Source organism: Candidatus Hydrogenedentota bacterium (assembly GCA_016791475.1).
GTDB lineage: Bacteria > Hydrogenedentota > Hydrogenedentia > Hydrogenedentales > JAEUWI01 > JAEUWI01.
In genome coordinates this window covers 1-26,880 of sequence record JAEUWI010000008.1, presented here as the reverse complement: position 1 = coordinate 26,880, position 26,880 = coordinate 1, and the positions used below count along the sequence as shown (strand labels likewise).

General features: G+C 61.8%; 16 protein-coding genes. 6 read left to right on the top strand and 10 right to left on the bottom strand.

Features of this window, described 5'->3' with window-relative positions; translation table 11 throughout:
* Positions 1-18: 18 nt before the first annotated feature.
* The 4 genes from JNK74_05915 to ppk1 all read right to left on the bottom strand — a co-directional run bounded on the left by JNK74_05915 (position 19) and on the right by ppk1 (position 9,648).
* Positions 19-2,226, bottom strand: coding sequence for a hypothetical protein (locus JNK74_05915; GenBank protein MBL7645713.1), 2,208 nt, complete (start codon positions 2,224-2,226; stop codon positions 19-21).
* Positions 2,223-4,316: a protein kinase gene (locus tag JNK74_05910; protein MBL7645712.1), complete on the bottom strand. Its 2,094-nt coding sequence runs from the start codon at positions 4,314-4,316 to the stop codon at positions 2,223-2,225. Before JNK74_05910 ends, JNK74_05915 begins: the two co-directional genes overlap by 4 nt.
* Before the next feature lie 299 nt (positions 4,317-4,615).
* Positions 4,616-7,573 carry a hypothetical protein gene (locus JNK74_05905; GenBank protein MBL7645711.1) on the bottom strand — a complete coding sequence of 986 codons (2,958 nt, stop codon included), beginning with the start codon at positions 7,571-7,573 and terminating at the stop codon, positions 4,616-4,618.
* Between the two features lie 83 nt (positions 7,574-7,656).
* Positions 7,657-9,648 (bottom strand): polyphosphate kinase 1, encoded by a 1,992-nt coding sequence (gene ppk1 / locus JNK74_05900; GenBank protein MBL7645710.1) that lies wholly within the window; start codon positions 9,646-9,648, stop codon positions 7,657-7,659.
* 200 nt (positions 9,649-9,848) lie between these two features.
* Between ppk1 and miaA the strand changes: the two genes are divergently transcribed.
* Positions 9,849-10,757 carry a tRNA (adenosine(37)-N6)-dimethylallyltransferase MiaA gene (miaA, locus tag JNK74_05895; GenBank protein MBL7645709.1) on the top strand — a complete coding sequence of 303 codons (909 nt, stop codon included), beginning with the start codon at positions 9,849-9,851 and terminating at the stop codon, positions 10,755-10,757.
* Positions 10,754-12,061, top strand: coding sequence for a hypothetical protein (locus JNK74_05890; GenBank protein MBL7645708.1), 1,308 nt, complete (start codon positions 10,754-10,756; stop codon positions 12,059-12,061). The genes miaA and JNK74_05890 overlap by 4 nt, the downstream gene beginning before the upstream one ends.
* Positions 12,062-12,182: 121 nt before the next feature.
* Here the strand turns inward: JNK74_05890 and JNK74_05885 are convergent, their stop codons facing one another.
* The 3 genes from JNK74_05885 to JNK74_05875 all read right to left on the bottom strand — a co-directional run bounded on the left by JNK74_05885 (position 12,183) and on the right by JNK74_05875 (position 15,755).
* Positions 12,183-14,357: a PBP1A family penicillin-binding protein gene (locus tag JNK74_05885; GenBank protein ID MBL7645707.1), complete on the bottom strand. Its 2,175-nt coding sequence runs from the start codon at positions 14,355-14,357 to the stop codon at positions 12,183-12,185.
* A 152-nt stretch (positions 14,358-14,509) separates the two neighbouring features.
* Positions 14,510-14,905: a VanZ family protein gene (locus JNK74_05880; protein MBL7645706.1), complete on the bottom strand. Its 396-nt coding sequence runs from the start codon at positions 14,903-14,905 to the stop codon at positions 14,510-14,512.
* 82 nt (positions 14,906-14,987) lie between these two features.
* Positions 14,988-15,755 carry a spondin domain-containing protein gene (locus JNK74_05875; protein ID MBL7645705.1) on the bottom strand — a complete coding sequence of 256 codons (768 nt, stop codon included), beginning with the start codon at positions 15,753-15,755 and terminating at the stop codon, positions 14,988-14,990.
* A 334-nt stretch (positions 15,756-16,089) separates the two neighbouring features.
* Between JNK74_05875 and JNK74_05870 the strand changes: the two genes are divergently transcribed.
* From JNK74_05870 to JNK74_05860, 3 genes are all read left to right on the top strand, one after another.
* A complete protein-coding gene (locus JNK74_05870; GenBank protein MBL7645704.1) occupies positions 16,090-16,938 on the top strand; it encodes a methyltransferase domain-containing protein in 849 nt (282 codons plus the stop codon).
* Positions 16,931-18,199: an acetylxylan esterase gene (locus JNK74_05865; protein ID MBL7645703.1), complete on the top strand. Its 1,269-nt coding sequence runs from the start codon at positions 16,931-16,933 to the stop codon at positions 18,197-18,199. Before JNK74_05870 ends, JNK74_05865 begins: the two co-directional genes overlap by 8 nt.
* Positions 18,200-18,500: 301 nt before the next feature.
* Positions 18,501-20,369 (top strand): hypothetical protein, encoded by a 1,869-nt coding sequence (locus JNK74_05860; protein ID MBL7645702.1) that lies wholly within the window; start codon positions 18,501-18,503, stop codon positions 20,367-20,369.
* A 715-nt stretch (positions 20,370-21,084) separates the two neighbouring features.
* Here the strand turns inward: JNK74_05860 and JNK74_05855 are convergent.
* The 3 genes from JNK74_05855 to pyrR all read right to left on the bottom strand — a co-directional run bounded on the left by JNK74_05855 (position 21,085) and on the right by pyrR (position 24,429).
* Positions 21,085-22,356 carry a dihydroorotase gene (locus JNK74_05855; GenBank protein MBL7645701.1) on the bottom strand — a complete coding sequence of 424 codons (1,272 nt, stop codon included), beginning with the start codon at positions 22,354-22,356 and terminating at the stop codon, positions 21,085-21,087.
* A 505-nt stretch (positions 22,357-22,861) separates the two neighbouring features.
* Positions 22,862-23,842, bottom strand: coding sequence for an aspartate carbamoyltransferase catalytic subunit (locus JNK74_05850; GenBank protein MBL7645700.1), 981 nt, complete (start codon positions 23,840-23,842; stop codon positions 22,862-22,864).
* Positions 23,843-23,847: 5 nt separating this feature from the next.
* Entirely contained in the window at positions 23,848-24,429 is a 582-nt protein-coding gene (gene pyrR, locus JNK74_05845; GenBank protein ID MBL7645699.1) for a bifunctional pyr operon transcriptional regulator/uracil phosphoribosyltransferase PyrR, read from the bottom strand.
* Between the two features lie 305 nt (positions 24,430-24,734).
* On the opposite strand from pyrR, the gene htpG reads away from it, so the two are divergent.
* Entirely contained in the window at positions 24,735-26,684 is a 1,950-nt protein-coding gene (gene htpG / locus JNK74_05840) for a molecular chaperone HtpG (protein MBL7645698.1), read from the top strand.
* Positions 26,685-26,880 lie beyond the last annotated feature (196 nt).

The following is a 26,880-nucleotide window of genomic DNA, read 5'->3' as shown; positions in this document are numbered from 1 at the left end:
TTCGGGCGGGAGGGTCGGTCACAGTCCCCCTTCGCGTTTTGCGTCGGACTGCCCTGGTCTCGGTTGGGTGGCGGAATCCCAGGTGGCGATGTCCTTCACGGAGGTGGGGCGGGTGTCGCCGGGGACATAGCGCCAGAGTTCCAGGCCCCGGGTGCCGCTGCCGGCGGCGAGGTAGAGCCCGGCGGCGGTGGGTGTGATGGTTTGGTAACTCAGCTTCTCAAATGGAACCGGTACGATGTCCCGCACCATCACGGTGCCCGCCGTGGTGCCGTCGCTGCGCCAGAGTTCTTCGCCGTGAACACCGTCGTCGGCGAGGAAATAGATCCCCTCTTTGAAAACCACGAGATTGCGGGGATTGCTGGATGTGGGGCCGGGGGCGATGTCGCGCACCAGCTCGGCGGGTCGATCAGGGCCGACGATCCAGAGTTCGCGCCCCGCTTCGGCTCGGGTGGCGCTGAAAAAGAGCGTGGACTCGCGCACAGTGAGGTGAAGGGGCGACTGGGCTTCGGTATCGACGGGCGCGGTTCCCCCGGCGGTGCCGTCGGTGCGCCAGAGTCGCACCGCGCCGCCGCCGTCTTCCGCGGTGAAGTAGACGATGGTGCCCAGCGGACTGAGGGACTGGGGCGCGCTGCTGCCGGGTCCGGGAAAAATGTCCTTCAGCAGGCGCGTCCCATCGCTGCCGCCGTCGGAGATCCAAAGTTCCGCGCCATGCTCGATATCGTTGCACACGAAGTAGAGCAAGTCGCCCACGGGCGTGAGCTGCTCTGGAGACGAGGATGGGTTGACGCTTGCATCGGTGTAAACATCCGCGAGCAGGGCCACCTCGCCCTGCTGATCGATGTACCAGAGTTCGCGACCGTGGATTGGATCGGTGGCGGCAAAGATCACGCGGCCATCGAGCGCGACGGACCAGTAGGGATAGGAACTGTCCGGCCCGGGATAGATGTCTTTCTGGAGCCGCGCCTCGCGGGAGGTGGCGCGCGCGAGGAAGAGTTCTTCGCCATAGTTGGGATCGAGGGCGCTGAAGACGGTATCGTTCTCGATGAGAGGAAAGATTGAATAGGGTTCGGAACCCGTCGGGCCGGGATACAGGTCCGCGAGCAAGGCGACTGTTTCATAGGGTTGGGTTGTAAACCAAAGTTCGCGCCCCATGCCCTCCCCGCGCGCGGGGAAAGTAATTCGATCGCCGTAGACCTTGTAGTTGTAAGCCCCGGAGCTCTCTTTACCGGGATAGACATCGGCCAGCAGCCGGGTGCCTTCGCCGGTGCCATCCGTTATCCACGGCTCTATGCCATGGGTGCCGTCGTCCGCCGAGAACACCGCCAGTTTCGTCCCATTTTCATTGGACACCAGTTCGAACCGGTTTGGCGGCGCGGTTCGGGGCGAAAAGAAGCTCCCGATGGTCGTGAATTCATTCGGATAAGACGGGGCGGGCCCGGGAGCAATGTCGGCCACAAGACGTGTGCCCTCCGATGTGCCATCGCTGATCATGAGCTCCAGTCCGTAGCCGACGGGCGCGCCGCGAAATAGAAATCGCTCCCCGTCCCACGGAAGAAATTCGGTATCGGGGGATCCCAGTGCGGCAACACGCTCAACGATCCCGCCGTCGGTGTTGTATCGAAAAAGTCCGGGCCCATCAGCGGGATGAAGCCCGCCGAAGTACAAGTATCCCCCCTGCAGGATGATGGAATAGTCGATCGCGATCTCCGGACCGTCGGGAAGCCTCAAGGCGCACAACTGGGTCCCCTCCGGCGTGCCATCGGTAACCCACAAATGGGTGGAGCCCGCCGCGATACGAAGCCACGCCCGTCCGTCGGGCGTGGCTCCAATCACGCCGTCGAAGTGCAGGCCCTGCTCCGCATCGAACTGGGCGATCCGCGTCGTGCCGGCGGCTGTCCCATCGGTGCGCCAGAGCTCGCTGCCGCCCACGGCGGGATCGAGGCGGAATAGTAGATGATGCCCGAAATCGGCGAAGTCGCTGATCGTGGAGCTCTCGGAGCCGGGAGTGATATCCGCCACCAGCGCGATCTCGCCCCTGGCGGTGGACCGCCATAACTCCCGACCGTGGATTCCGTCGTCCGCGGAGAAGTAAACATGCCCCTGGAAGGTGTAGAGCTCCTGCGGATCGGAAGACGGGGGCGCATAGGGCGCGGCGGGAAGGAGCCGAGGCAGCGCAAGCAGCGCCGCGAAAAGGACGAATGATCGCCGGGGATCGAGAAGAATCATGGTTTTGCCTCCTGGAAGACGAGCATCAATCCGTGGTTCACCTCGTCCAGTTTCTCAAAGCCCCAGCGGGCAAGCGCCTGGTCGCCTTCCACCGGCAGCAGGGCGGCGTTGATTCGCCAGCGCTGGTGGAGCCGCGGGCGGGCCGGCAGTCCCAGTTCCGAAAGGGGGATGCGCAACTCCGCCTGCCACTCGCCGCCCTCTACCGCCATGGCCACTTCCCAGTTGCACTGCCAGGGCAGCTCTCGCGCGCCCGCGCGCGCCCCGCTCCCGGTGATGCCCCCCGGCCCTATCTCCACGTGGAAGTGTTGGGAGATGCCACCGGGATCTTTGAGCCCGGAATCGAGGACGACGCGCAGACGCGCGCCCGGTACGGGGGAGGATGCGGTAAATCCCAGGATCAGGGCATTGTCCGACCAGCGCGCGCGCAAGGCCGCGCCACCCTCGCCCGCTTCGGCGTTTTCCGAGGGGCCCGTGCGGAATTCCTCCATCCACACGGACTCCTCCAGGTGTCCGTTCACCGCGATGGCGGTGTCGGCCCGAGGCACCGCGAGCCGGCCCCGCGCAAGGCCCGGCATGAGCATTTCCACTTCGCCGGCCCAGGCAAGTTTCCGGGGCATGAGCTCGTTGTAGATCAAGTTTTGCAGGGCGGGTGCGGACTCCAGGCGCTCGACGAAACTGCGCTCGCTGTAGGTCCCCGAGAGCGGCTTCGCAACAAGGAAGGCCGAGGTGCTCTCCCGATCGCGGCTATTGATCTTTTCCAGCGAAAGAGAGAGGGTGTTGCCCGCCCGATCGATCAGGGCCTCGCCACGGACCGCGCCGTAGCGGAAGCTGCCCCGCGCGGGTGAGAGATACTCCGCCCATCCGCCCGTGACGGTGAAGCGGTCCCGCCCGCCCGCCGGGATCAGGGCGAGGCTGAGCAATTCCAGATCGCCGAGAGACACGATCCGGGCGGTCTCCCCCTCGAAGGAGAGCTTCCAGATGGCATCGCCCGCTTCCGAATCGCCCACGCGCTGGGGGCGCAGGAACACAAGCGGCGCGTCCAGCTTTGCGGTGGTGGCTCCGGCCGCCGGAGCGGGTGCCGGTGTGACCGAATTGGACTGAAGCAGCCAGACCGCCGCCCCGCCGATGAGGATAAGACCGGCGGCATAGGCCCCGTGCTTTATCCACTTGCCCAGATCGGGAAGGCTGCGTTTGAGTTGAGTATTTCTCAATGCGGCCCGAATGGTCCGCGCGGTTTCGCTGTCGCGGGCCTTGCCGTATTCCGGCGTGGCCTGAAGGCGCTGGAGCGCTTCCAGCGCCGTGGGGCTCGCGCCCCCGCCTTTGCCCGCGATCAGGGCATCGACCAGCCCGGCCAACACGGGCGAGGCGTCGGGCGCCGCCTCCGCGATGGACGGCAGGGGCGCGGCGAGGTGCTGCCGCATGATGGCCATGGGGCTCTCCCCGGGAAAGGCCACCGTGCCGCTGAGCATTTCGAAGAGCATGATGCCCAGCGAATACAGGTCCCAACCCGGCGATGGCTCTTTGCCCTCCCACGCCTCCGGGGGCGCATAGCGCGGCGTGCCCATGAAAAAGCCACTGGAAGACTGGCTTCGCACCGAGTCCTTCATGTGGCTGGCATAGGCCGTGGCCAGGCCGAAGTCCGCTATCTTCGCGATTCCCTGCTGGGTGAGCAGAATATTGGCGGGCTTGATGTCGCGATGGATCACCCCGACGCCGTGGCAGGTCGCCAGACCCTCCAGGATATCCCCCGCGATCTGCGCCGCCACGGGCGGGGGAACGGCGGCATTCCGCATGAACCTGTCCAGCGAAAGGCCGTCAACATACTCCATGTCGATGAGGAAGGTGTTGTTGACGATCTCCAGTCCGTGCACGGCTACGATGTTCGGATGATGAAGCGAGGATACCGAGCGGGCCTCTTTCTGGAAGCGCTCTACAAACGCCGACTCCCGGTTCAGGTACTCATAGAGCACCTTCAAGGCCACCGTCCGCTTGAGCAGCTTGTCCTCCGCCAGATAAACCACCCCCATGCCGCCACGACCCAATTCCCGGATAATCTCGAACTTCTCGGACTCCAACACTGCAAGGTCCACCAGACCACCTCCCCTTCGATCCCTTCAGTCGACCACTTCGATGCCGCAGTTGCCCGCGCCCCGCCGACCGATATATATAGCGTACGCAATCAATATAGACGATGGAGGTCGGGCATGTACAGAACAGCAAGTGGCCCAATGCGGGAGACCGCGTCAAAGCGGACAGCAACGTGGCGGAACGGGCACATCCCCGGAGCGTGCACGCCACAAAGCGCCCGCTGGATGACCAGAAAGGTCTGGGTGGGTGAGAGGCGGTCGCGAAGAAGCGCCGGTGCAGTGTATCTCGCCGCCGTGACGCCCTATTCCCGCACGATGACCGCCGACCAGTCCTCGCCTATCCTCAATTCTGTCCAGGTTTTTCCTTCCTCCGTGGTGAACGGAGCCATGAAATCCGGCACTTCTTCCCCGCGTTCGTTGTACACGTGGACCTCGTGTTGCGAGGCATCGCCCCAGCCGTATCTTCCGCTGAGTTTCGTCACAATGCGTTCTTTGCCGATTATGTAGCCCTGGTGCAGCTCCAGCGGCGTAATGGGGAACATTTGCGAGGTGATCGTGGGATGCGTGGGGGTCACGGTCATGTCGTTGTACCAGTGATAAACGCAGCCATAGTCCAGCGCGGCGAGCATGGTGGCGTAGGCGTCCTGCTGGCTGTGTTCGGTGAGGTGATCGCCCAGGGCGATGGGCGAATACAGATGGCTCAAGGTGCAGTTCGTGATGTTCCCCGTTTCCACAAAGCAGGGGAACTCCAGCGCCGTCATGGCGCGCGTGTAGGGCGCGCCATTGCCAATCAACGGCCCGCGCGACTGGATGTACTTCGCCAGGCCCACACGCCAATCCTCGGTCAGCAAGGTGACCGAAGACTTCAGCCCGCGCACCTGCATGGACTTCGGATCGATGTCGCCGCTGATGCGGTCCCACGGCTCGCCGTAGTGGTACTGCACACTGCTGTACTCGTGCTCGTCCCAGTAAACGCCGTCGGCGCCGATCTCGTCGAGAATCACATCCACGTTCTTGCGCACTTCGGCGCCGTAGAGGTTGCCCGTCATGGGCAGGTAGATACGCTGGTCCTCCTTGCCGTAGTCCGCCTGCTTGCCGTCGGGCCGCAGCGTGCGGGCGTCTGCATAGCGCTCCACACCCTCGTCGGTAACGTCGAGGAAGCAGTGGAAATAAACCATATACGTCGCGTCGTACAGGCCGCGCCAGCGCGCGAAAGATTTCTTGAAGGACTCGTGCTCCACCTGCTGGAAGGCCGTGCCGTGGGCATAGCGGCCTTTATAATTTGAAAATATCGACGCACAAACATATTCGGGATCTTTCCACTCCAGAAAGTTCTTCACCTGCTCGTCGCTCCATACGTCGGTCAGTTCCCCAGAGCGCAGGAAGGCAAAGCCGCCCTCGATCACGAAGTTCGCCTCCATGAATCGCCGGGCGATATTGATGAAGGTGTAGTAGTCCGGCGCGGGCACGGGCACGGCGATCCACTCAGCGGTGTAGCTCGCGCCGGGTGGCAGCACGAGGTTGTTGTCCGCCACGCCGACGCTTCCCTCCGCGCCGTAGTTCGTGCTATGGACGCGGAAGACATCGTCCGACGCGATAAGGCCCAGGCCCCACTTTTCCGATGCCCCGAAGGTGGTGCAGTTCGCCGGGGTGCTCGCCTGTCCGGCTTGATCGCTCTGCTCCAGGCCCGCAATCCAGAGGCGCTTCAGATCCGCGCCGAGCTTCGCCTGGTGGCGATGCATGATGCCCAGATTCTCACTGGTCAGGTTGGTGAAGGTATCGAAGACCACCACGCCCTCGCCACGCTCTTCCACGCGGCGGCTGTGGCGGAAGTAGTCGTTGCTCCCCGTAACCCAGCCCGGGGCGGGCGTGGAAAACTGGCTCTCGATCATCACCTCGGTATCGCCGAATTTCAACGCGATTCTTGACTCGGGCAGCACCGCGGCCGTGTAGGTTGTGCGGTGGCTGGTGCCCGGCGCAATCGTGGCAATGGGCCCCGTCGGCGGACCCGCCTTCGCCCGTTCGGCGGCGGCGGGCGCACGAAAAACCAGCTCCGCCTGACCCGCGTGGAGCACTTCCTTGATCCGCTCGTCGGCGGAATGCTGCACGACCAGATCATTCGCGCCGACTTTCAGCAGGTCGGTAACGTCCAGCTCAAAAAGGCAGGGGATGACGCCATCCTGAAGTCCATAGTGATTGTCGTGATTGGGCGCTTCAAAATCCGGGCTGTAGTAGGCGGCCAGTTGCTCGCCGGAATACATGGAGTACACGTCGCCGCCCCGGGAGGCCTGGCGCAATTTCTTGTTGAGCAGACGTTCGCCCGATAGCCCAACGCCGTTCAAAACAAGCCGCAACGACGGCGTGTAGCCCGCCACTTGCTTGAAATCCAGCCGGGCCATCAGGCGAATCACCGCGATCTGGCCCTCCGGTGCAGCGGGCGCCTCGAACGTAAGACGTTCTTTGCCCCCCTGCGGAATGACAAGTGCATCGAAGAGCGGTTGGCCTTTGACCGTCGGCGTCGCCAGGCCATCACTCCCCGCGAGTATCATGGGATGCAGCCGCGCCCGTGTGTGCTCCCAAACCGCTGTGCCCGTGGTAAGCAGTGTGTCCTGATGGGCCTCGGCCCCGTCGGTGTCGCTCAGGCCAACTTCCACGCCCAGGGCCAGACCCGCAACCGGCGCAATACCGAGCGCTTTCCACGGAATGGCCGCCTCCAGGATCCAGCCCTCCGCCGTTTGTGTGGAGGCGATCAGCGCGCCTTCCAGCGCAAGCGCCCGCGGCTTGTAGACAAATACTTCCGGCTGGGTATCGGCCAGCGGATCGCCTGTCACGCCGAAGTTGCCGGGACTCAGGGCAATCTGAAACTGGCCCGCACCGAATTCGGCGCGACCCGGCTCCACATCCGGCGTCACATCGAGGTACAACTCCACATGATCGCCCTGCCAGAGTCCCACGCCCCGTTGTGCCTGGGCAAGGACATCGTCCTTCACTTCGGCGGCGAGGTAAAGGTGATCTTCGCGCCACGCCAGGTGAACCGTGCCACTGAGGTCCGTTGCGCCACCCCAGGCCCCCGCGCCGAAAACCGCTTGCCCGGGCTGATCGATCATGATGGCGTTGACCACGGCGGACCAGTCGCCCAGTGCGCCATCCACCGCGATGGGCGGATCCGGCTTGAGCGGGATTCCGTGGATCGCCTGGGCGGAGGCCACCAGCGTGGTCAGGAAGAGAACAGCGAGGGCAATGGGCAGACTTGGGCGCATGGGGCTACTTTCTTGATCTTCAGTGCGGTGTACGCGATAGAGAAGATCATGTTCGCACAGCCGCGCCTCTGGATCAATGCCCCCTATCCCCCGATCATACCCGCGATGTAGGCGCGGGTGGTCCACTGCGAGCGGCACTCGTTGCCTTCATGGGCCACGTAGGCGTTGCTCTGGGTCTCATCCAGCACGCGCGCCTTGGAGGTGTCCGCAATCTGTAACTGCATGAGATCCCAAATGTAATCCTGGTGCTTCTCGTTCAGGATCGGGAAGGCCACCTCCACCCGCCAGTCGAGATTGCGCTCCATGAGATCGGCGCTGCCGAGAAAAATGTCGCGCTCCTTGCCCTTGCCGAAGATATAGATTCGCTGGTGCTCCAGATAGCGATCGAGAATCGATATGGCGCGGATGTTCGGATGAGGCCTCATCGCATAGGTGGTCCGCACGATGAAGTCCATCTTCACGCCGGCATCGGCCAGCTCGTAGAGCTTCTTGATGATGTCCTGATCGGTCAGGTGATTGACCTTGATCAGCACATAGCCCTTCTCTTTCTTCGCCTTCTCGCGCTGGAGCAGGGCCATGAAGCCGCTCCGCGAGTTGAAGGGCGACACGAGCAGGTACTTGAACTGGGGCGCGGTGACGGCCCGCATGGTCGCAGCCGTTTCCAGATAGGCAAAAATACTCGCGACCTCGTCGGTCAGCCGTTTGTCGCTGGTGAGCAGGATGCTGTCCACATAGAGCTTGCCCGTTGCTTCGTTGAAATTGCCCGTGGAAAGACCCGCGTACAGGGTGCTGCGGCGCTCGATCAACAGGAGCTTGGAGTGCACCTTCAGCGGCGGGACGCCGTAGACCACCTGGGCCCCCACCTCGGTAAGGGTCTCGGCAATGCGAATGTTCTGTTCTTCGTCGAAGCGGGCCTGAAGCTCGATGGAGACGAAGATCTTCTTGCCATTGCGCGCGGCATTGTACAGCGCGTTCACGATCTGGGAATTCCGCGCGGAACGATACATGGTCATCTTGATGGACTTCACGTGGGGGTCAATGGCCGCCTCGCGGAGCAACCGGACCACATGATCGAAGGACTGGTAGGGATAGGTGATGATGAGATCCCGTTCCTTGATTGCGTCCATCATGGGGCGCACATCGCCGTCGAGGATTGGGTGGGGCAGGGGCGGCAGCTTGGGGAAAACCAGCTCTTCGTGGTTGGCCGGAAAGCGGATGAGGTCCTTCATGTTGTGGTAGCGGCCGCCGGGAATAAGCGTGTCTTCCTCGTGAATGTCCAGCTCGTGCTTCAGCATCTTAAGGAAGCCCTGGGGCATCTCAGCATCAAAAACCAGGCGGGTCGGGCGACCGCCCTTGCGCTGCTTCAGCACCCGCTCCATCTTGCGGATGTAACCGTCCGTGAAATCGTTGTCCATGTCGAGCTGGGCGTCGCGCGACACCTTGAATTCGAAAGCGCCGATCTCGTCGTACTCGAAGATGTAAAACACCTCGTGCAGGTTGAGGCGAATAACGTCGTCGATGTACATGATGTTGCCGTTGGGCAATTCCACGAAGCGGGGCAGCGCCGGGGGAATTTCCAGGATCGCATAGCGCTTCTTCTTGCCGCGCATGACTACGGCGAGGTACAGCGCGCCGTCGGTCAAGTTGGGAAAGGGCTGGGTCTTGTAGCAGATAAGCGGCACCAGCATGGGCAGCACGTTGGCCCGGAAGTAGCCGTTGAGCCAGGTCTCCAGGCCGTTGCCGTTGTTCCGGATGTCCTCGTCGGTCACAATCCGGATACCCTTTTCCGCAAGTGCCAGCGTGATTTCCCGGTAGGCCGCGCGGGAGCGTTCGTCCAGCTCCCGGGCTTTTTCCTTAAGCTTTTCCAGGATCTCCTCGAAGCCCTTTTTTCCCATTTCAATTCGGCGGTGAATACTGGCCACGCGCACCTTGAAGAATTCGTCCATATTGGACGAGAAAATCCCCAGGAAGTGGAGGCGCTCCAGAAGCGGGTTGCGATCATCCTCCGCCTCCTGCAGCACGCGCTCGTTGAAGGAAAGAGTCGAAATCTCGCGAATCTGGTGTATGTTCTTCATGATGCCTTGCGAAAAGGTTCGGGTAACGGGATCGTGCAACTACAGGGCGAACGCATCGGGCGCGGCGGCAGTGCGCGACCTACGCAACCGCACCAAGTATGGCCTATAATAAAGACTCTCTATTGTTACAGTTTCTCGCGACACGGGTCCATCTTTCGGGGGCGGCGCCCTGTGCGAGGCCCAATTAAGGCCCTCTTGTCATGCCCGCTAACGATTCCCTAATAATTCTCGGCCCCACCGCATCGGGTAAAACCGCCCTGGGCGTCGCCCTGGCCCGTCTGCTGGGCGGGGAGATCATCTCCGCCGACTCGCGACAGGTCTACCGCGGTCTGGACATCGGCACCGGCAAAGACCTCCACGAATTCGATCTCGGCGGGCCGCCGGTGGCCCACCACCTCATCGATATTGTGGATCCCGGCACGGAGTACAACGTGTTCCAGTTCCAGCGCGACTTCCACGCCGCATTCGCGGAGATCCGGGGCCGGAGTCACTTGCCCGTCGTTGTGGGGGGCACCGGCATGTACCTGGATGCGGCCCTCTCCAAGACCATGATGATCGCCGTGCCCCACAATCCCGAATTGCGCGCCGCCATGGAACCCATGTCCACCGAGCTGCTTCAGGAAAAGCTGGTGGCGCTTAAACCCGACCTCCACAATACCACCGACCTTCTGGACCGGGACCGCATCCTCCGGGCCATCGAGATCGAGCTCTTCATTCAAGAGGCGACGCCGGAACCCGCGCCGCCGATTCAACCCTTGGTACTCGGGGTGGCGTGGGACCGAAAAAAGCTCCGACAGCGCATTGCCGGTCGCCTCAAAGCGCGCCTGGAAGAAGGCCTGATCGAGGAGGTGGAGGATCTCATCGCCAGCGGTTGCTCCTGGGAACGCCTGGAACAACTCGGCCTGGAATACCGCAATGTTTCGCAGTTCCTCCGGGGCAAGATCAAGAATCGCAACGATCTCTACCAGAAACTGAGCGGCGAAATCAGCCAGTTCGCCAAGCGGCAGGACACGTGGTTCCGCAGGATGGAGCGCAACGGCACCGAGATCCACTGGATCGAAGAAGGCCGCCTGGATCGCGCGCTGGCCGTAATCCGGGCGCACCAGTGAAAGACCCCGTTCCCGCCTATCTTCAGAAGCGCGCCGCGCACGTTTCGTGGCCGTGGATCGAGGGCAACCTCCGCGCCGGGGCTCTTACCCAGGCCGTGGTAATTCCCGTCCTCGCGGAGTCCGCGAATCTCTTCCTCACGCTTTCCGACCTCGCAGCAAACTCACGCGCAATGCTGGAAAATACTGTGGTGCTCTGCGTGGTCAACAATCGCCAGCCCGATATCGCGGGCGAGGCCGATTGCGCGGACAATCAGCGCACGCTGGAGGCCCTCCCCGTTTTCGCTGCCGAACACCCGGGGCTACGCCTCGCCTGGATAGATGCGGCCAGCACCGACCGCGCGCTGGGGCCGAAGGAGGGCGTAGGATTGGCGCGTAAGATCGGGCTCGACTGGGCCCTCGCGCTTCTTCAAGAGTCGCGCGCCGACCATGGCGGCGCGCTCATCTGTCTCGACGCCGATACGCGGGTAGAGGCCAACTACCTCGCCACAATTCACGACTTTTTCCAGGCGGAACGGCGCTGGGCCGCCGTGGTCGACTACGCCCATCCCGTCGACGGACCCGACGATGATGTGCGCGCGATATTGAGCTACGAGCTCTTCCTGCGCTATCAGGAGCTGGCGTGGCGCTTTGCGGGATCGCCCTATGCCTACCCCGCCATCGGCTCCACCATGCTGTGCACGGGGGAGGCCTATGCCGCCTCCGGCGGGATGAACCGTCGCCAGGCAGGGGAAGATTTCTACTTCCTCCAGCAACTGGCGAAGACGGGAAAAGTGGAGCGGGTCCACGGCACGACCGTCATCCCATCGGGGCGGGCCTCCCACCGCGTGCCCTTTGGCACGGGCCGAAAGGTGGGCCAGTTTAAAGTCGACGAAGAAGACGCCTACCTCACCTACCACGCGGATACGTGGAAGGTGCTCCGGTCGTGGCTTACGCTGGTGGACCGCAATCTCGACGCCACCGGCGCTGCGCTCATGTCAAGCGCGGAGGCTGTCACACCCGAACTCTCCGCCTGGCTCGCAGCGCAAGATTTTACAACGGCATGGGAACGCATCCGCCGCCACTGCACCGATCCCGCCCAGCGCCGCAGCCAGTTTCACGGCTGGTTCGACGCCTTCCGCACTCTGAAACTTGCCCACCACCTGCGCGACAGCGGCCTGCCCCGGCAGGACCTCTTTGAATCCCTGGCAAAGGTCATGGCGTGGCTGGAGATCCCCACGCCCATGCCAATCACGGCCGCCCTGCGCCACGATGTACCCGCGCAGCGAAGCTTGCTTCAAGAAATGAGGGAAAAGGCTGAAGTGTAGGTCCTGAAGCTCATATGAGTAAGTATGAAAACTGCGATCCCATAAGACCCATAAGACCCATAAGACCCATAAGACCCATAAGACCCATAAGACCCATAAGACCCATAAGACCCATCAAGCCCTACAGCGATTCCAGCGGCGCCACCTCGTCCACCACAATCGCCTCTTCGGCCGGCGCAGGCGCGGCATACGAAGGCGGGCCATTCCCCTTGATATAGGCTTCCTTGTACTTGCCGCCCCGATAGCCCGTGCGCCGATCAATCTCGACAAACTCAATATTGTCCGGCACGGCAAAATCCTTTACCGGCATGCCGTCCTCCGCCGCTTTGATGAACTCGATCCAGACGGGCGCCGCCTGGTGGCCACCCGTGAAGGTCAGACCATCGCGATCGCGACCCTCGCCCAGCGGACGGTTGTCGGCATAACCCAGCCATACCACGCATGTAAACTCCGGCGTGAAACCGGCAAACCAGGCGTCGCGGCTGTCGTTGGTCGTGCCGGTCTTGCCGCCCCGGGGACGATTGATGACGTGGGTGCGGGCGCCCGTGGGGCTATAGCCGCCGCCTGGAAAGGGCGTAGCCACACCCTGAAGCATGTGATTTACCACGAAGGCCACATCGGCGGGCATGGCCTCCTCCACCTGCGGATTGGCGTTATAGTCATAGCGCGTATGTCCGTCGCGATCTTTGATATCCGTGATCAAGATGGGGCTGTAGCGCTTGCCGCCATTGGCGAAGGTCGAGTAGGCCGAGCACATTTCCATCACGGTGACGTGGGGCGTGCCCAGAGCGATGGTGAGGCCCTGCTGAGGATCGGTCTGGATTCCGCAGCCCTCCAGGTAGGAGCGCACATAGGGCGCGCCAAGCTGCTCCACCAGCTTGATGGATACGATGTTAATCGACCGCTCCAGGGCCTGGCGAATGGGCATGGCGCCGTGAAACTTGCCATCGAAATTCTTCGGGGCCCACACGGTTCCGGCACTGTTCACGCGCACATAGGGCGCGTCCACAATGATGGTGGAGGGCGTCATGCCCGAGGCGATGGCCGCCGCCCAGACAAAGGGCTTGATACTGGAGCCAATAAGGCGCTTGGCCTGGGTGGCGCTGTTGAACTTGACGGTGTCGAAGTCGCGCCCGCCCACCATCGCGCGGACAAAGCCCTGGGAGCCTTCGCGGTTGTCGATGCAGACCAACGCCCCGGAAACGGGAACAAATTCCTCCTCCCGACCGACTTTGGTGAGCCACGCCAGCTTCTTCTCGTCGAAGCGGTCGAGCGCCTCCAGCAGAGCCTTTTCCGCCGCCCGCTGCATGCGCATGTCGATCGTGGTGTTGATCTCCATGCCCTGCTCCAAGACCTCTTCTTTATTGAACTTGTCGTAGATGAACTTGCGCACTTCCTCGGCAAAATAGGGCGCCTTGAACTTCGAGGGCGACCAGACCCCCTCACCCGCCTTCTCCCGCTCCAGCCGCTCTTCCGGGGTAATGACGGAGGCATCCATGTCTTCGGCCATGGCCGCGTCGTACTGCGCCTGGGTGATGAAGGCATTCTCGGGATCAAGCATCTGGCCCAGCACAATATCCCGGCGTGTTTTCGCATTCACCGGATTGTGGATTGGCTCGTTCGCATTGGGCGCGCGGGTAAGCCCCGCCATGGTGGCGGCCTCCGCGATGGTCAATTCGCGGCAGCTCTTGCCAAAATACTGCTGGGAAGCGGCCTCAACGCCATAGGCGCTGATGCCGAGGAAAATCTGGTTGAGATAGAGTTCCAGGATCTCGTCTTTGGTGAACTCGCGCTCCACCTGGAGCGCCGTGATCATTTCGCGGATCTTCCGCTCGGGCGTAACTTCCTTGCCGACGGAAAGATCTTCAATATTGCGGACGACCTGCTGGGTGATCGTGCTAGCACCTCGAAAATTGCCCGTTTGCAGCCCCTGGAAGGCCGCATTCAGAATCGCGTCCGGCCGGACGCCCTTGTGCGCGTAGAAGGTGTGGTCTTCGGTGGCCAGAAATGCTTTGACCAGGTGGAGGGGCATCTCGTTCAGCGGGACAAGCTGGCGCTCCTCAATCGTGAACTGGCCCAGCATGACGCCGTCACTGGAATAGACCTTGCTCCCGATGTTGGGCCGGAATTCCTCCAAGGCCTCGATCGTGGTCTTCGCATCTTCCAGCACCCACACGAAAACGCCAAGGCCCGCGCCCCAGGCCCCGCCCATGATCAGCATGAGAAAGAAAAAAAGCCCCGCGCAGCCACGGTTTACTGTGCCTCGATGCTCTTTCTCGGATGCCTTGTCTGCCATGTTGCTGCTGTGCGTCCCTTGTGGTGCGGTACCCGGAAAAGGTGGGGCGGGCCGGGTGTGGATAGCCTGAGTTGGGTGCCCTCAGTTTACCACCCGGCCTTCCGCCGGGGCAAAGAGCACTGCCTGGTGGGTATATATCCCCCACCGCCCCCTCAGGTTTCATCCGGCTGGGGCAGCGCCCCCCAGCGCCCACCCCGAAACCACGCTCGCAGAAACTCCTGCGCCGCTATCGCGCCCGAAACATCCATGATGAGGTCCACCACGTCCGGCGACCGGAGCGGCACAAAGTACTGATGGCACTCGTCGAAGGCGCCGTAGGTGAACACCGCCATCGCGGGGGCCACATGATACACCCAGGAGGGATGGGGCTTGCCCGATCGGTGCAACCCCACGGAAACCACAGCCGCCAGTCCCCCGAAAAGGACGAAATGGGCCATCTTATCCAGATGAGGGATTTTGAAACCCGAGCCGGGCGGCATGCTCTGGTTCGACAGCCAGAATATGAAGCAGCAATAGGCCAGCGCGGCCACATAGTAGCGTGGTTTCAAGGATGGGGCCTCCTGGGTCCCGTGGGTGATTTTCTCATGCCCGATCGGGCCCACTGACGATACCGACTATCGCGTAGCGGTGTCATTCTTCCGTCAGGGGCACCCGGGTCACTTCTATCCGAAGGATTACGTCATCAAAGTCATAAGACGCCGGCACATCCCCCACACCGAGCACGCCGTCGTGGCGGCGAATGCCGTTGGGGGGCGCCGTGGCCAGACTGCGATTATCGTCTTCCACCTCGTCGTCGGGCTCATCGCCGGGAATCGGCTCCGGGCCCAGGCGGGAGGCGTCGTCGTTGATAAAGGCTTCCAGTTCGTTGTTTTCTTCAATACCGGCATCGTAGCCAAAGGCGAAATAGACCGCCGAACCCGATTCCGGGAGCACGGCGCGATCAACGCCCCAGAAGCCGTCATTCGTTCCCAGGAGCCCCCCGGCCAGAGAAAGGACATCCCCCGGGACCGCATCGATTTCCAGGGTCTGGGTATCGGTCAGATCGGGGCCCGAACCGGCATGGACACCAAATCGGGGCACCACAAGCCCCATGGCGGGCAGGGGAAGAACCGTATAGGCCACCTCCGTCACACCACCGCGCGCCTGAAAATCGTCGATTAAGGCGCTCAATTCACCCGCCGTCGCCAGACCGCCAATGCCCGGTCCCGCGTGCTGTCCCTCCTCCCATAGGGCCACCTCCGGCACATGGGCCGCCGCCACCACGGGACTCATGGGGTGATTGCTGATATTCCGCACCTCAATGGCGTAGCGACGCAGATCCTCCCCTTCCTCGGGACATCCGCACAGAACAGCGGGAGCAAGGAACAGGATGAAGGCTGATAGCTTGGGCGTACGCACAACGAAACTCCGGGAATGACCGCGACTCACCCGCTATGGTAACCGAAGCAGGCCCGAAGTTTGAAGTGCCAAGGCATCATCGATTCCACGCGCCACTGTTCATCCTTCATCCTTCAGCCTTCAGCCTTCAGCCTTCAGCCTTCATCCTTCAGCCTTCATCCTTCAGCCTTCAGCCTTCAGCCTTCAGCCTTCAGCCTTCAGCCTGCAGCCTGCAGCCTGCAGCCTGCAGCCTTCAGCCTGCACTTGATCCCTCCCCCCTCCTTTGCCACAATGGCCTCGCTCATTGAGCTTGACGCAATATCGGCGGAGTGGTCTGCCGCAACAGGGGTAAACGATGCTGCAATCCATGGCCCGGCTCCCGGGGATTGGTCTCCGGATCGGTCGCGAAATCGGGCGGCGCTTCCGGCGTCATGGCGCCCGATCAGCCTGGATCTGCGCTCGGGTTCATCTCCAGAACGGCACGCTGCGACTGCGCGGCCGCTTGCATTCCACGGACCGCGTGGCGTGCCCCTGCTGCGGCTGGCGCGGCCCCGGTTTTCGCGCCCTCGACTGCGGGCAATTCCTCGTGCCACAGGTGGAGTGTCCCCACTGCGGTGCCCACGAGCGGCACCGCTTTCTCCACCTCTTCCTCTCGCGCCGCCCGCCCGTCTTCATGACCGCACCGGGGCGCATCCTCCACTTCGCGCCGGAGGCGAGCGTGCGCCGATTCATCGATCAGAATCCCGACGCGCGCTGCATCTCCACGGACTACGCCAAAGGCGTCTATGAGCGCATCCTTCATGGGGTCGACGGCCCACTCTTTATATCCGACATTCACCACATGCCACTGGCGGATGACGTGATCGACGGTATATTCTGCCTCCACGTGCTGGAGCACGTGCGGGATGATCGCGAGGCCATTCGCAACCTCTTCAGGATTGCCCGACCCGGCGGGGAAGCGGTACTCATGGTGCCCTTCATGATGGACCAGACCGAGACGGAGGAGTACGGCGCTCCCGATCCGGAGCTTTTTGATCACGTGCGTGGTTATTCGCCGCTGGATTTCAAGGACCGCCTCGCGCCCTTTGACTACGAAGAAATCGTACCGTCGGCCATGCTGCCGCCGGGCGATGTGGACCGCTACAAGATTCCGGACAGCCAGGTGATCTACCTCTGCCGGAAAGGAGGAGACTCAAATGCGTAAGATCCCGTTGGCTCTGGTCGCCACAACCCTGTTGGCCCTTTCCACATCCCCGACCGAGTTCCCCGCCTTCGACGCCCTGCCGGTACAGACCGCGCTTCCAGACGCCTTCACCATGATGGACGGTACAAAAATCACCACGGCGCAAGAATGGACCGAGAAGCGCCGTCCCGAATTGATCGAACTCTTCAAGCACTATGTCTACGGATTCGCCCCCGATGCGCCGGAAATTGAAGTCTCCGAGACCGTGCCGCCCCAACCCCTCCTGGAGGGAAAAGGCCTGCTGAAGCAACTCACCATCCGCTTCAAGAATCTGCCGGGTGAAAATGCCCCGCGCATTCGCCTGGCCCTGTTTCTGCCCGCGGCGGCCACGGGGCCCGTGCCGGTATTTCTCGCGCCGAACAAGTGCGGCAACTACGAGGTGCTGCGCGATTCCGCCATCCAGTACGACCCCGCCACGTGGTGTCCGGATAACTGCCCGGACCCCGAAACCGAAGGCCGCGGGGCCAATGAAGACTACTGGTGCGTGAGTTCCATCCTCGATCGCGGCTACGCCTTCGCTACCTATCACGACAGCGACATCGATCCGGACAAGCACGACTTCACCGATGGCATCCACGCCGCCTATGCGGCCGAGCACCCGATTTCGGGCGAGAGTTGGGGCACCATCGCCGCGTGGTCCTGGGGCCTGAGCCGCTGCATTGACTATCTCGTCACTGATCCTGCGATCAACCCCGCGCAGGTGGCCGTGATCGGCCATTCGCGCCGAGGCAAGACCGCGTTGCTTACCGCCGCCCTGGACGAGCGTGTCGCCCTCGTGGTGCCCCACCAGTCGGGCACGGGCGGCATGGCCTTGAGCCGGGACAACGATCAGGAAACGACCGAGCGCATCAACCGTGTCTTCCCCCACTGGTTCTGCGACAATTTCGTTCAATTCGATCTGAAGGAAGACAAGCTGCCCATCGATCAGCACCTGCTGGTGGCGCTGGTGGCGCCCCGTCCACTGCTGGACACCGAAGGGCTTCAGGACACCTGGGCCAACGGAAAAAGCGCGCTGAAGAGCATCATGGCCGCGAACCGCGTCTACAAACTGCTCGGCGCGCAAGGCATCAAGGGCGGCGGCATGATCCAGGGTCCCGCAAAGCTCACGAGGGAGAACACAGGAAATCTGCTCCAGTATCGGCTGAACACGGTCCATGTGCTCACGCAGGAATACTGGAACGCCATCCTCGATTTTGCCGACATCCAGTTCGGGCGGAGCTAACCGATCGCACCAGCCTCTGCGATTGTTGCACCACGAAGGCACGAAGGGCACGAAGAAGAAAGATTGATTTCCTGCCCGGTGGGCCATAGTCCTTTGCGTCTCAGCGCCTTTGCGTGACATATTTCCCTGGGTCTCACGCAAAGGCGCGAAGGCGCAAAGATAGATGCCCTGAGCTCACGGAAAAGTCTTCTGCCTTTCTTCCTTCGTGTCCTTCGTGCCTTCGTGGTTAAATTTTTCAGGCCCTGACGTTTGGAGATCCCCAATCATCGTCAACCGTTCACACATTCCGCGCATTCTCATCGTGCCGCCGCTCTGGGCGCTGGCGGTGATGGCCTTCATTGGCCTCATCGATCCGGTGAGCCATGGGATCATCCGCCACTTCCCGCCCGAGGGCGCCGCACCCACCGGCGGCCACACGGTGGACACGATCTTTTACCTCGCGGGCATGGAGCATGCCCACCCGCCTTGGACTTCGCCCTATACGCTCTGCGGCGAACCCTACACCGAAGGCGACATCTCCCTCTTCGCCATTCCTTTCCACCACCTCTTCGGCGCGGTGGGCACCATCGGCGATTGGCTCCACATCGAGCCTTTCTACATGATCGCCCTCGCCAATGGCGCATGCGCGGCCTTTTACCTCTATGCGGTGTATTGTTTCCTCGTTCTGGTCGTGCCGCGACTGGCGGGCCGTGCGTTTCTGCTCTTCAGCCTCGGCGGAGGATTGGGCGGGCTGCTCTATCTTCTCACGGCACCCCGGCACAGCCACCCGGATTTTGGCGTCTATTTTCAACGCTATTTCATGTATGAGCTCAACGAGGGCGCGCGCTTTCAGCCCTGGCTCATGGCCGCGCGGCTCTACTACACCCTGCCCTTCGGCCTGGCCTTTCTCGGGCTCGCCGCCTTCTGGCGCGGACTCGAATCGGGCCGACGTGTCGACGGCATAGTCGCCACCATGCTCCTCGCCCTTCCGGCCTTCATCAACATGCGCCTCGGCCCCATGTTCTGGATGGTGCTGGTGCTCCTGGCCTGTTGTCATCCCGTCGCGCCCTGGCGACGGCGCATCGCGTGGTCGGGCGTGGCCCTCATCGGAACGAGTATTGGCCTCGGCGCTTCCGCGTGGATGATCTCGTTGAATCCCCAGTTGGTGGAGAACGTGGCCCGCAGCCAGCGCACCGCCCTGTGGTTTTCGCCCATCGTAAGCGCCACGTTCTTCTATTGGCTCATCGTACCCGGCGCAATCCTGCGCAGCGGCAATTCCGCGAAGGGCATTTTCCGCTACGCCGCCTGGGCCGCCATCGCGTATGTGGGCACCTTCGCCGCGCTCTATTTGGCCTACCAGCTCTACTATGGCAATTTCCTCCGTACGGGCGAGTTCCATGTGGCGGTGAAGATCTCCGACTGGGCACTACTTCTCGGGACGCCACTGGGGCTCGCGTTGGCGTGGTGGAAGGGTAAGACGCCGCAGGTCGCGACGGACGCCGATGCCCCGCCCTGGGCCGCCTTGTGGCTGCTGCTCTTCTTCACCCTGTCCATCTCCGCGTGGGGCCAGGGTTGGTTCCTGAAATTCACGCCCGACCGCTTCGCCATCATGATCGGCGTGCCCCTGGCCATTCTCGGCGCGGCCGCCATCGAGCGGGGCGTCGTGCGGTGGCCGAAGATTTACCGGAGTCTGCATGCGGCGTTCATCGTCTGCGGCGTGCTCTCCATAGGCGTCACCTGGCTCGTCACCTATGGTCCCCTGGGCTACCGCACACTCCAACAGCACTATCCCTGGACGCGCTTCGCCTTCATGAACCAGGCCGACGCCGACACGCTCGCGCACCTCGAAGAGGGCGTCGTTCTCGCGCCTTCCGACGGCGCGCCGATCATGGGCGACATTGCAGTACTGAAAGGAAACTCCACGGTCTACGGCATCGGCATCCAGGACTACGCCCGCCACGAAGGGCCCGCCTTGCGCGGCGTGGTGGCAAAGTTCTTCCACCCCGACACCCCTGATGATTGGCGCAAGGCAAGGGCCGAGGAGTGGTGCGTGCGTTATGTCTACTGCCCCGACACCGACCCGGTGAATCCAGAGACCGTGGCGCAGTTAAGGGCGTGCGGATGGCTGACAGAGGTGGCGGGGAAGGGGAACGCGGTCATGTTTGAGATGAGGGACAGCGTCGCCCCGTGATGCCGACGCGCGAGAAAAACGTTGCATGATCTTTTCCACCTCAATCAGGAAAAGGGTTCATCCGGCTTGAGCGTACTTTCTCTTTTGTGGCCAGCTCCGCAAGGATCTGAAAGTGCTTGATTTTCGAATGCTTTGGCCCCGGAGGGGCGGCGGAACTTAGCCCAGGGTGGAGCGAGGCACGAGCGGAACCCTGGGATCTCGATTGAATCCGCACTCCAGCCCCCGAAGGGGGCGACGGAAACCACTCAGGCGTACTACTGTTGGTACACTTTCAAAGAGCCGCGCCAGGTAGCGAGATTACGTCGCTTTGCCAAAATCTCCGCCACCCCCTTCGGGGGTTCTACGCTATAGATATTCCAGATCCCAGGGTTCCGCTTTGGCTCCATTCGCCGCGGCGAACTAAGTTCCGCCGCCCCTCCGGGGCATTGACTGAAAATGAAATCCAATCACGCGTGGTGACTTGCTCTTGATGTAACTCCCTGGCTCACAAAGACGCAAAGAACTCCCAGAGTATTTCCAGTCCGAACGAGCGTGTACGATCAAACCGGATGAACCAGAAAAAGTTTACCTCGACCGGCGGGGCTGTCCTGTAGTCAGGGAAGGCGACCAGACCGATCCGAGGGCGTCCCTGTTTTGTGAATTCAGCGTCTGACAGAACCCGTCGCAAATTCGCGCGGCCCACTGCACACGCCCGAGTCGTGGGGCGCCGCTGTCCCTACCCCCGTTGATACACCGTCTTCCCGTCGCAGATTGTGTACTTCACCAATCCCTTCAACGTCTCGCCGATGAAGGGCGAGTTCTTGCTGCGTGAGCCGAATTCGCTTTCCTGGACGAGCCATTCGGCTTTCGGATCGAAGATGCAGATGTCCGCCGGACCGCCTTCTTTGAGTTCGCCCGCGCCGAGATCGCAGATGCGTGATCCGGAGACGGTCATGAGCTCGATGGCGCGCTCGATGGTGATGTGGCCGGGCTCGACGAGGTCGGTAATGACGCGGGCGAGGGACGTCTCCAGGCCGATGATACCGAAGGGGGCGTCGGCGAATTCCTGGGCCTTTTCCGTGGGCGTGTGGGGCGCGTGGTCCGTGGCGATGCAGTCCACCGTGCCGTCTTTGATGCCCGCGATGATGCCGTCGCAGTCGATCTGCTCGCGCAGGGGCGGGTTCATCTTGGCGTTGGTGTTGAAGGAGCGCACGGCGTCGTCCGTCAGCGCCCAGTGGTGGGGAGCGGCCTCGCAGGTAAGCTTGACGCCCTTGCGCTTGTAGTGGCGGATGGTGTCGATGCCTTCGGCCGTGGTGACGTGCTGGATATGGAGGTGGGCGCCGGTCATCCACGCGAGGCGGATATTGCGCGCGATGGCAATCTCTTCGCAGGCCTTGGGGATGCCGGGGATGCCTAGGGTCGTGGCGGTGTAGCCTTCATTCATCGCACCGCCGCGGGAGAGATCGTGATCCTCGCAGTGGGCCATGTAGGGCAGGCCGACCATCTTGGCGTATTCGAGCACGCGCCGCATCACGCCGCTGTCGGGGATGTCCTTGCCGTCGTCTGTGACGGCGACTGCGCCCACGTCTTTCAGCTCGGCCATCTCGGTGATTTCTTTGCCCTGCATGCCCTTCGTGGCGCAGGCGCCGGGGCGAATCTTGATGCAGGCCGTCTCGCGCGCGCGGCGGTTGACGAATTCCACCATGCCGGCGTTGTCGATGGCGGGCTTGGTATTGGCCATAGTCACCACGGTGGTGAAGCCGCCTCGGGCGGCGGCGCGGCTGCCGGTCTCGATGGTCTCTTTCGACTCAAAGCCGGGCTCGCGGAAGTGGACATGGATGTCCACCAGACCGGGGCAAACGATGCAGCCCGTGGCGTCGATGGTGATGTCGCCGTTGAGGTCTTTGCCGATCTTCGTGACCGTAGCGCCCTCAAAGAGGACATCCAGGTTCTCGGAAATGCCGCTGGCGGGGTCGATGACGTGGCCGTTCTTGATTACTGTGGTCATGGAATTACCTCTATTCAATGATGAACCGGAAAGGGCCGGTATAGTTCAACGTTTAAATTCGTGGTAGTTGGTGTAGGGAAATTTTCTACCACGAAGAGCACCAAGCACACGAAGAAAAAAGGAAAAGAGAACAGGAAATACCGAAGCAACTTAGCCATGTAAAGTAGAAAAAATCCGACCACGAATGGACACGAATTCACACGAATCAGAAACCGGGGTCTAGCTTATGAAATCAGCTTTCTCGCAGGCCCGCAAACTGGCATCTTGAACACCAAGACGAAAATTAACCTGAAAGAACTCAACGCGCGCAATGGTGTACTTATTATCGTTCTATTTGAGTCCTTTGAGGCTCAATCCAATTTCAAATTCATCCACGTCAACTTTTTTCTAATTCGTGTGGATTCGACATTCGTGGTTAAGTCATTTCGTAAGACTTCAAGAGACAAAAGTACTTCCTTCTCTTTTTTCTTCGTGCTCTTCGTGTCCTTCGTGGTAAAACTCTTCATTACTTCCCCTTGCGCCCGCTGTTGACCAGCAGGTGCATCACCGCCATGCGGATGGCCACGCCGTTGCTCACCTGCTCCAGGATCACGCTGCGCGCGCCGTCGGCGACGCTGGTGGAGAGTTCAATATCGCGGTTGATCGGGCCGGGGTGCATGATGATCGCGTCGGCCTTGGCGTGGGCCAGGGCCGCGGTGTCAATACGAAAAAGTCGGATATATTCGCGCAGACTCGGGAAGAGCCCATCCTGCTGGCGCTCCAACTGGATACGCAGGGAATAGATGACGTCGGCCCCGTCGATGGCCTCGCGGAGGTTGTGGGTCACTTCCACACCCATACGCTCCACGGCGGCGGGCATCAGCGTGGCGGGACCGCAAAGCACGACCTTTGCGCCGAGCTTGTTGAGGCACATGATATTGCTGCGGGCCACGCGGCTATGCTCCACATCGCCGATAATGGCCACCCGCACGCCTTCCAGGCCCGCTTCGGGATCCTGGCGGAGTCTCCGGATGTGTTCGCGGATCGTGAAGGCGTCCAGCAGGGCCTGGGTCGGGTGTTCGTGGCGTCCATCGCCCGCGTTGATGATGTGGCTCTCGTGCCGGGCCGCGAGGATGTGGGGCGCTCCGGCCGCACTGTGGCGCAGCACGATCACGTCGGAATGCATGGCCTCGATATTGGCCAGGGTATCGTGGAGCGTTTCACCCTTCACCGAAGAAGACGAACTCGCCGCAATGGCCAGGGTATCGGCGCTAAGGCGCTTGGCGGCGAGCTCAAAGGAAGTGCGCGTGCGCGTGCTGGGCTCGTAGAACCAGTTCACCACCAGGCGGCCCTGAAGCAGGGGAACCTTCTTGATCCCGCTCTCACGCTTCGATACCGCCACAAACTGGGGGGCCGTGTCCAGGATCAGCTCAATTTCGCCCCGGCTGAGATCCTCAATTCCGATCAGGTCCTTGCGGGTCCAGACGGTTTCACGCGGTTCGCTCATGGGCTTCACGCTCCTTCCGGTTCAGGCTCGGGGCGCGTCAGCAACACGGCATCCTCCCCGTCGATCTCCACCAGGCGCGCCGTCACCCATTCGCTCGGGTCGGTGGCCATGGAATGGCCCAGATAATCCGCCTGGATGGGCAATTCGCGCCCGCCCCGATCCACCAGGCAAGCCAACTGGATGCGGCGCGGGCGGCCATAGTCCATGACCTCGTCCATCGCCGCGCGTATGGTGCGGCCCGCCGCCAGCACATCGTCCACCAGCAGAATCGTGCGGTCGTCCACGTTGAAATCGAAGTGGGTGCTGCCCTTGGACTTTGGAGAACTCAGTCCGCCGCGATAGTCGTCGCGATAGAGCGTCGTGGCGAGGGAGCCCACCGGAGGCGTGACGCCCGTCATCTTGCCGATAAGGCCCGCCAGCCGGTCGGCCAGTGGACGGCCCCGCCGCAAAATGCCCAGCAAGGCCAGGCGCTCCAGTTCGGGGTTGTCGTTCACAATCTCCCGGGCCAGACGCCGCAGCGTCTCGGCCATTGCCGAGCCGTCCATGACGACCGTGGCATCCGCTTCCCGTGGCTTTATATCCGTCATTGCAGGGGTCCAGACAAAAAAATAGCCTCCTCAACACGCGTGAGAAGGTGGGGCTCGTCCATGGTACAGGCGACCTTTACGGCTCGGGTGCAGCCCGATGCATACACCGGCGCAATTTTAGCAGGGTGGGATGGGGGATGCAAGGCGCGGGCAGCCTCCGGATACGCCCGGCCATTTCACATTGTACGCCATTTTCCGTTACAATACGCGGTTCGTGGGGGCGCGATTTCGCCCCCTGATTTAAAGTTTTCTTGTTTTACTTGTCGCAATACGACGTGGACTACAAGCGCAATGGAGAACAACACATGAGCCATACCGTGGAAACTTTTGAGTTTCAGACCGAAGCACGCCAGCTCCTGGACTTGATGATTCATTCGGTCTATTCGAACAAAGACATCTTCCTTCGCGAGCTGATTTCAAACAGCTCCGACGCCCTGGACAAGCGGCGCTTCGAGGGCCTCAAGGATCCGGCGCTGCTGGCCGAAGGCACCGAGCTGCACATCAAAATCGAGCCGGATCGGGAAGCCCGCACACTGTCCATCATCGACAACGGCATCGGCATGTCCCGGGACGAGGTGAAGGATCTCATCGGCACCATCGCCAAGTCGGGCACCAAAGAGTTTCTCAAGAAAATGAAGGAGAGCAAGGAAAGTTCCCTGAACGCCGAGTTGATCGGCCAGTTCGGCGTGGGCTTCTACTCCAGCTTCATGGCGGCGGACCGCGTGACCATGATCACCCGCAAGGCGGGCGAGGAACATGCCACGCGCTGGGAATCGGCCGGGGACGGCACCTACACCCTGGAAGCCGCCGAGCGCGACGAGCCGGGCACGACGGTGACGCTGCACCTCAAGGCCGCCGATACGGAAGACGGCCTGAACGACTACACCCAGGAATGGCAAATCCGCCAGATCGTCAAGCAGTACTCCGACTTCGTGGCTTACCCCATCCAGATGGACATCGAGCGTACCGAGATCGAGCGTGACGGAGACGGCAAGCCCGTGGAAGGGGCCGAGGAGAAGAAGGTCATCAAGACCGAAACCCTCAACTCCATGAAGGCCCTGTGGCTGCGCAACAAGAGCGAAGTCACCGAAGAAGAGTACAACGAGTTCTACAAGCACATCTCCCATGACTGGAACGAGCCCGCATCGCGCATTCAGGCGAAGATCGAGGGCACGCTCGAGTATTCTCTGCTCCTCTATGTGCCCTCCAAGGCCCCGATGGACCTCTATTACCATGGTGTTCGCCATGGTGTGCACCTCTATGTGAAGCGCGTCTTCATCATGGACGACTGCAAGGAGCTGCTCCCCGACTACCTCCGCTTCCTCCGCGGCGTGGTGGATTCGGAAGACCTCTCGCTCAACATCTCCCGCGAAATCCTCCAGCAGGACCGCCAGATCGAGCGTATGCGCAAGGGCCTCGTCAGCAAGGTGCTCGACTTCCTCCGCAAGCAGTACAAGGATGACCGTGACGAATTCATCGCCTTCTGGAATGAATTCGGCCGCGTCTTCAAGGAAGGCGTCTTCCAGGATCGCGAAAACCAGGAAGGCATCCTCGATCTCTGCCTCTTCTGGTCCACGAACAGCAAGGAAGAGTATACAACCCTCGCTGAATACATCGGCCGCATGAAGGAAGGTCAGGACGCCATCTACTACATGACTGGCGAGTCCCGCGCCAAGATCGAAGAGTCGCCCCACCTCGAGAGCTTCCTGGAAAAGGGCTACGAAGTGCTTATTCTGCCCGATCCCGTGGACGAGATCTGGGCCCAGCAGGTCTTCAAGCACAAGGACCATGCCTTTAAATCCATCAGCAAAGGCGAAGTGGAACTGGGCACGGAAGACGAACGCAAGGAAGCCGAAGAAAAGCGCAAGGAGAAGGAGAAGGAATATCAGTCTCTGCTCGATTGCCTGAAGGATAAGCTGCAGGAGCACGTGAAAGAAGTTCGCCTGTCGAACCGCCTCACCAACTCCGCCGCCTGTCTCGTGACGGGCGCCAGCGATCTTTCGCCCCAGCTCGAAGCCATGATGCGCCAGATGGGCCAGGATTTCCCGACCGCCAAGCGCATTCTGGAGCTCAATCCAAAGCACCCGCTCCTCGACAAGCTCCAGCGCCTCTTCGACGCTAGTGCCGATGACCCCCAGCTCAACGATTACGCCCAGCTCATCTACGGCCAGTCGATCCTCGCCGAAGGCGGCGACCTGCCTAACCCAGGCCAGTTCAGCAAGCTCGTGGCGGATCTGATGGTAAAGGCCGGCTGATACCAGAGAGGGGACCGTCCTGCACGCACGCAGGCCCGATCCGCGAGTTTGCCTTCGCTCAGAAAAGTCAACCTGACCGAGGCCTGAGGACCGCGCGTGCGGGACCGTCCCCCGTTTTTAAAGCGCCGGAAGTTCCCGTCGAGGGGGGACCGTCCTGCACGCAAGCAGGCCCGATCCGCGAGTTTGTCTTCGCTCA

Coding starts and splice junctions, on each gene's coding strand:
- JNK74_05855 (MBL7645701.1), bottom strand. CDS start 22,356: ATGACCACAGTAATCAAGAACGGCCACGTCATCGACCCCGCCAGCGGC.
- JNK74_05850 (MBL7645700.1), bottom strand. CDS start 23,842: ATGAGCGAACCGCGTGAAACCGTCTGGACCCGCAAGGACCTGATCGGA.
- JNK74_05885 (MBL7645707.1), bottom strand. CDS start 14,357: ATGGCAGACAAGGCATCCGAGAAAGAGCATCGAGGCACAGTAAACCGT.
- JNK74_05865 (MBL7645703.1), top strand. CDS start 16,931: ATGCGTAAGATCCCGTTGGCTCTGGTCGCCACAACCCTGTTGGCCCTT.
- miaA (MBL7645709.1), top strand. CDS start 9,849: ATGCCCGCTAACGATTCCCTAATAATTCTCGGCCCCACCGCATCGGGT.
- pyrR (MBL7645699.1), bottom strand. CDS start 24,429: ATGACGGATATAAAGCCACGGGAAGCGGATGCCACGGTCGTCATGGAC.
- JNK74_05905 (MBL7645711.1), bottom strand. CDS start 7,573: ATGCGCCCAAGTCTGCCCATTGCCCTCGCTGTTCTCTTCCTGACCACG.
- htpG (MBL7645698.1), top strand. CDS start 24,735: ATGAGCCATACCGTGGAAACTTTTGAGTTTCAGACCGAAGCACGCCAG.
- ppk1 (MBL7645710.1), bottom strand. CDS start 9,648: ATGAAGAACATACACCAGATTCGCGAGATTTCGACTCTTTCCTTCAAC.
- JNK74_05915 (MBL7645713.1), bottom strand. CDS start 2,226: ATGATTCTTCTCGATCCCCGGCGATCATTCGTCCTTTTCGCGGCGCTG.
- JNK74_05870 (MBL7645704.1), top strand. CDS start 16,090: ATGCTGCAATCCATGGCCCGGCTCCCGGGGATTGGTCTCCGGATCGGT.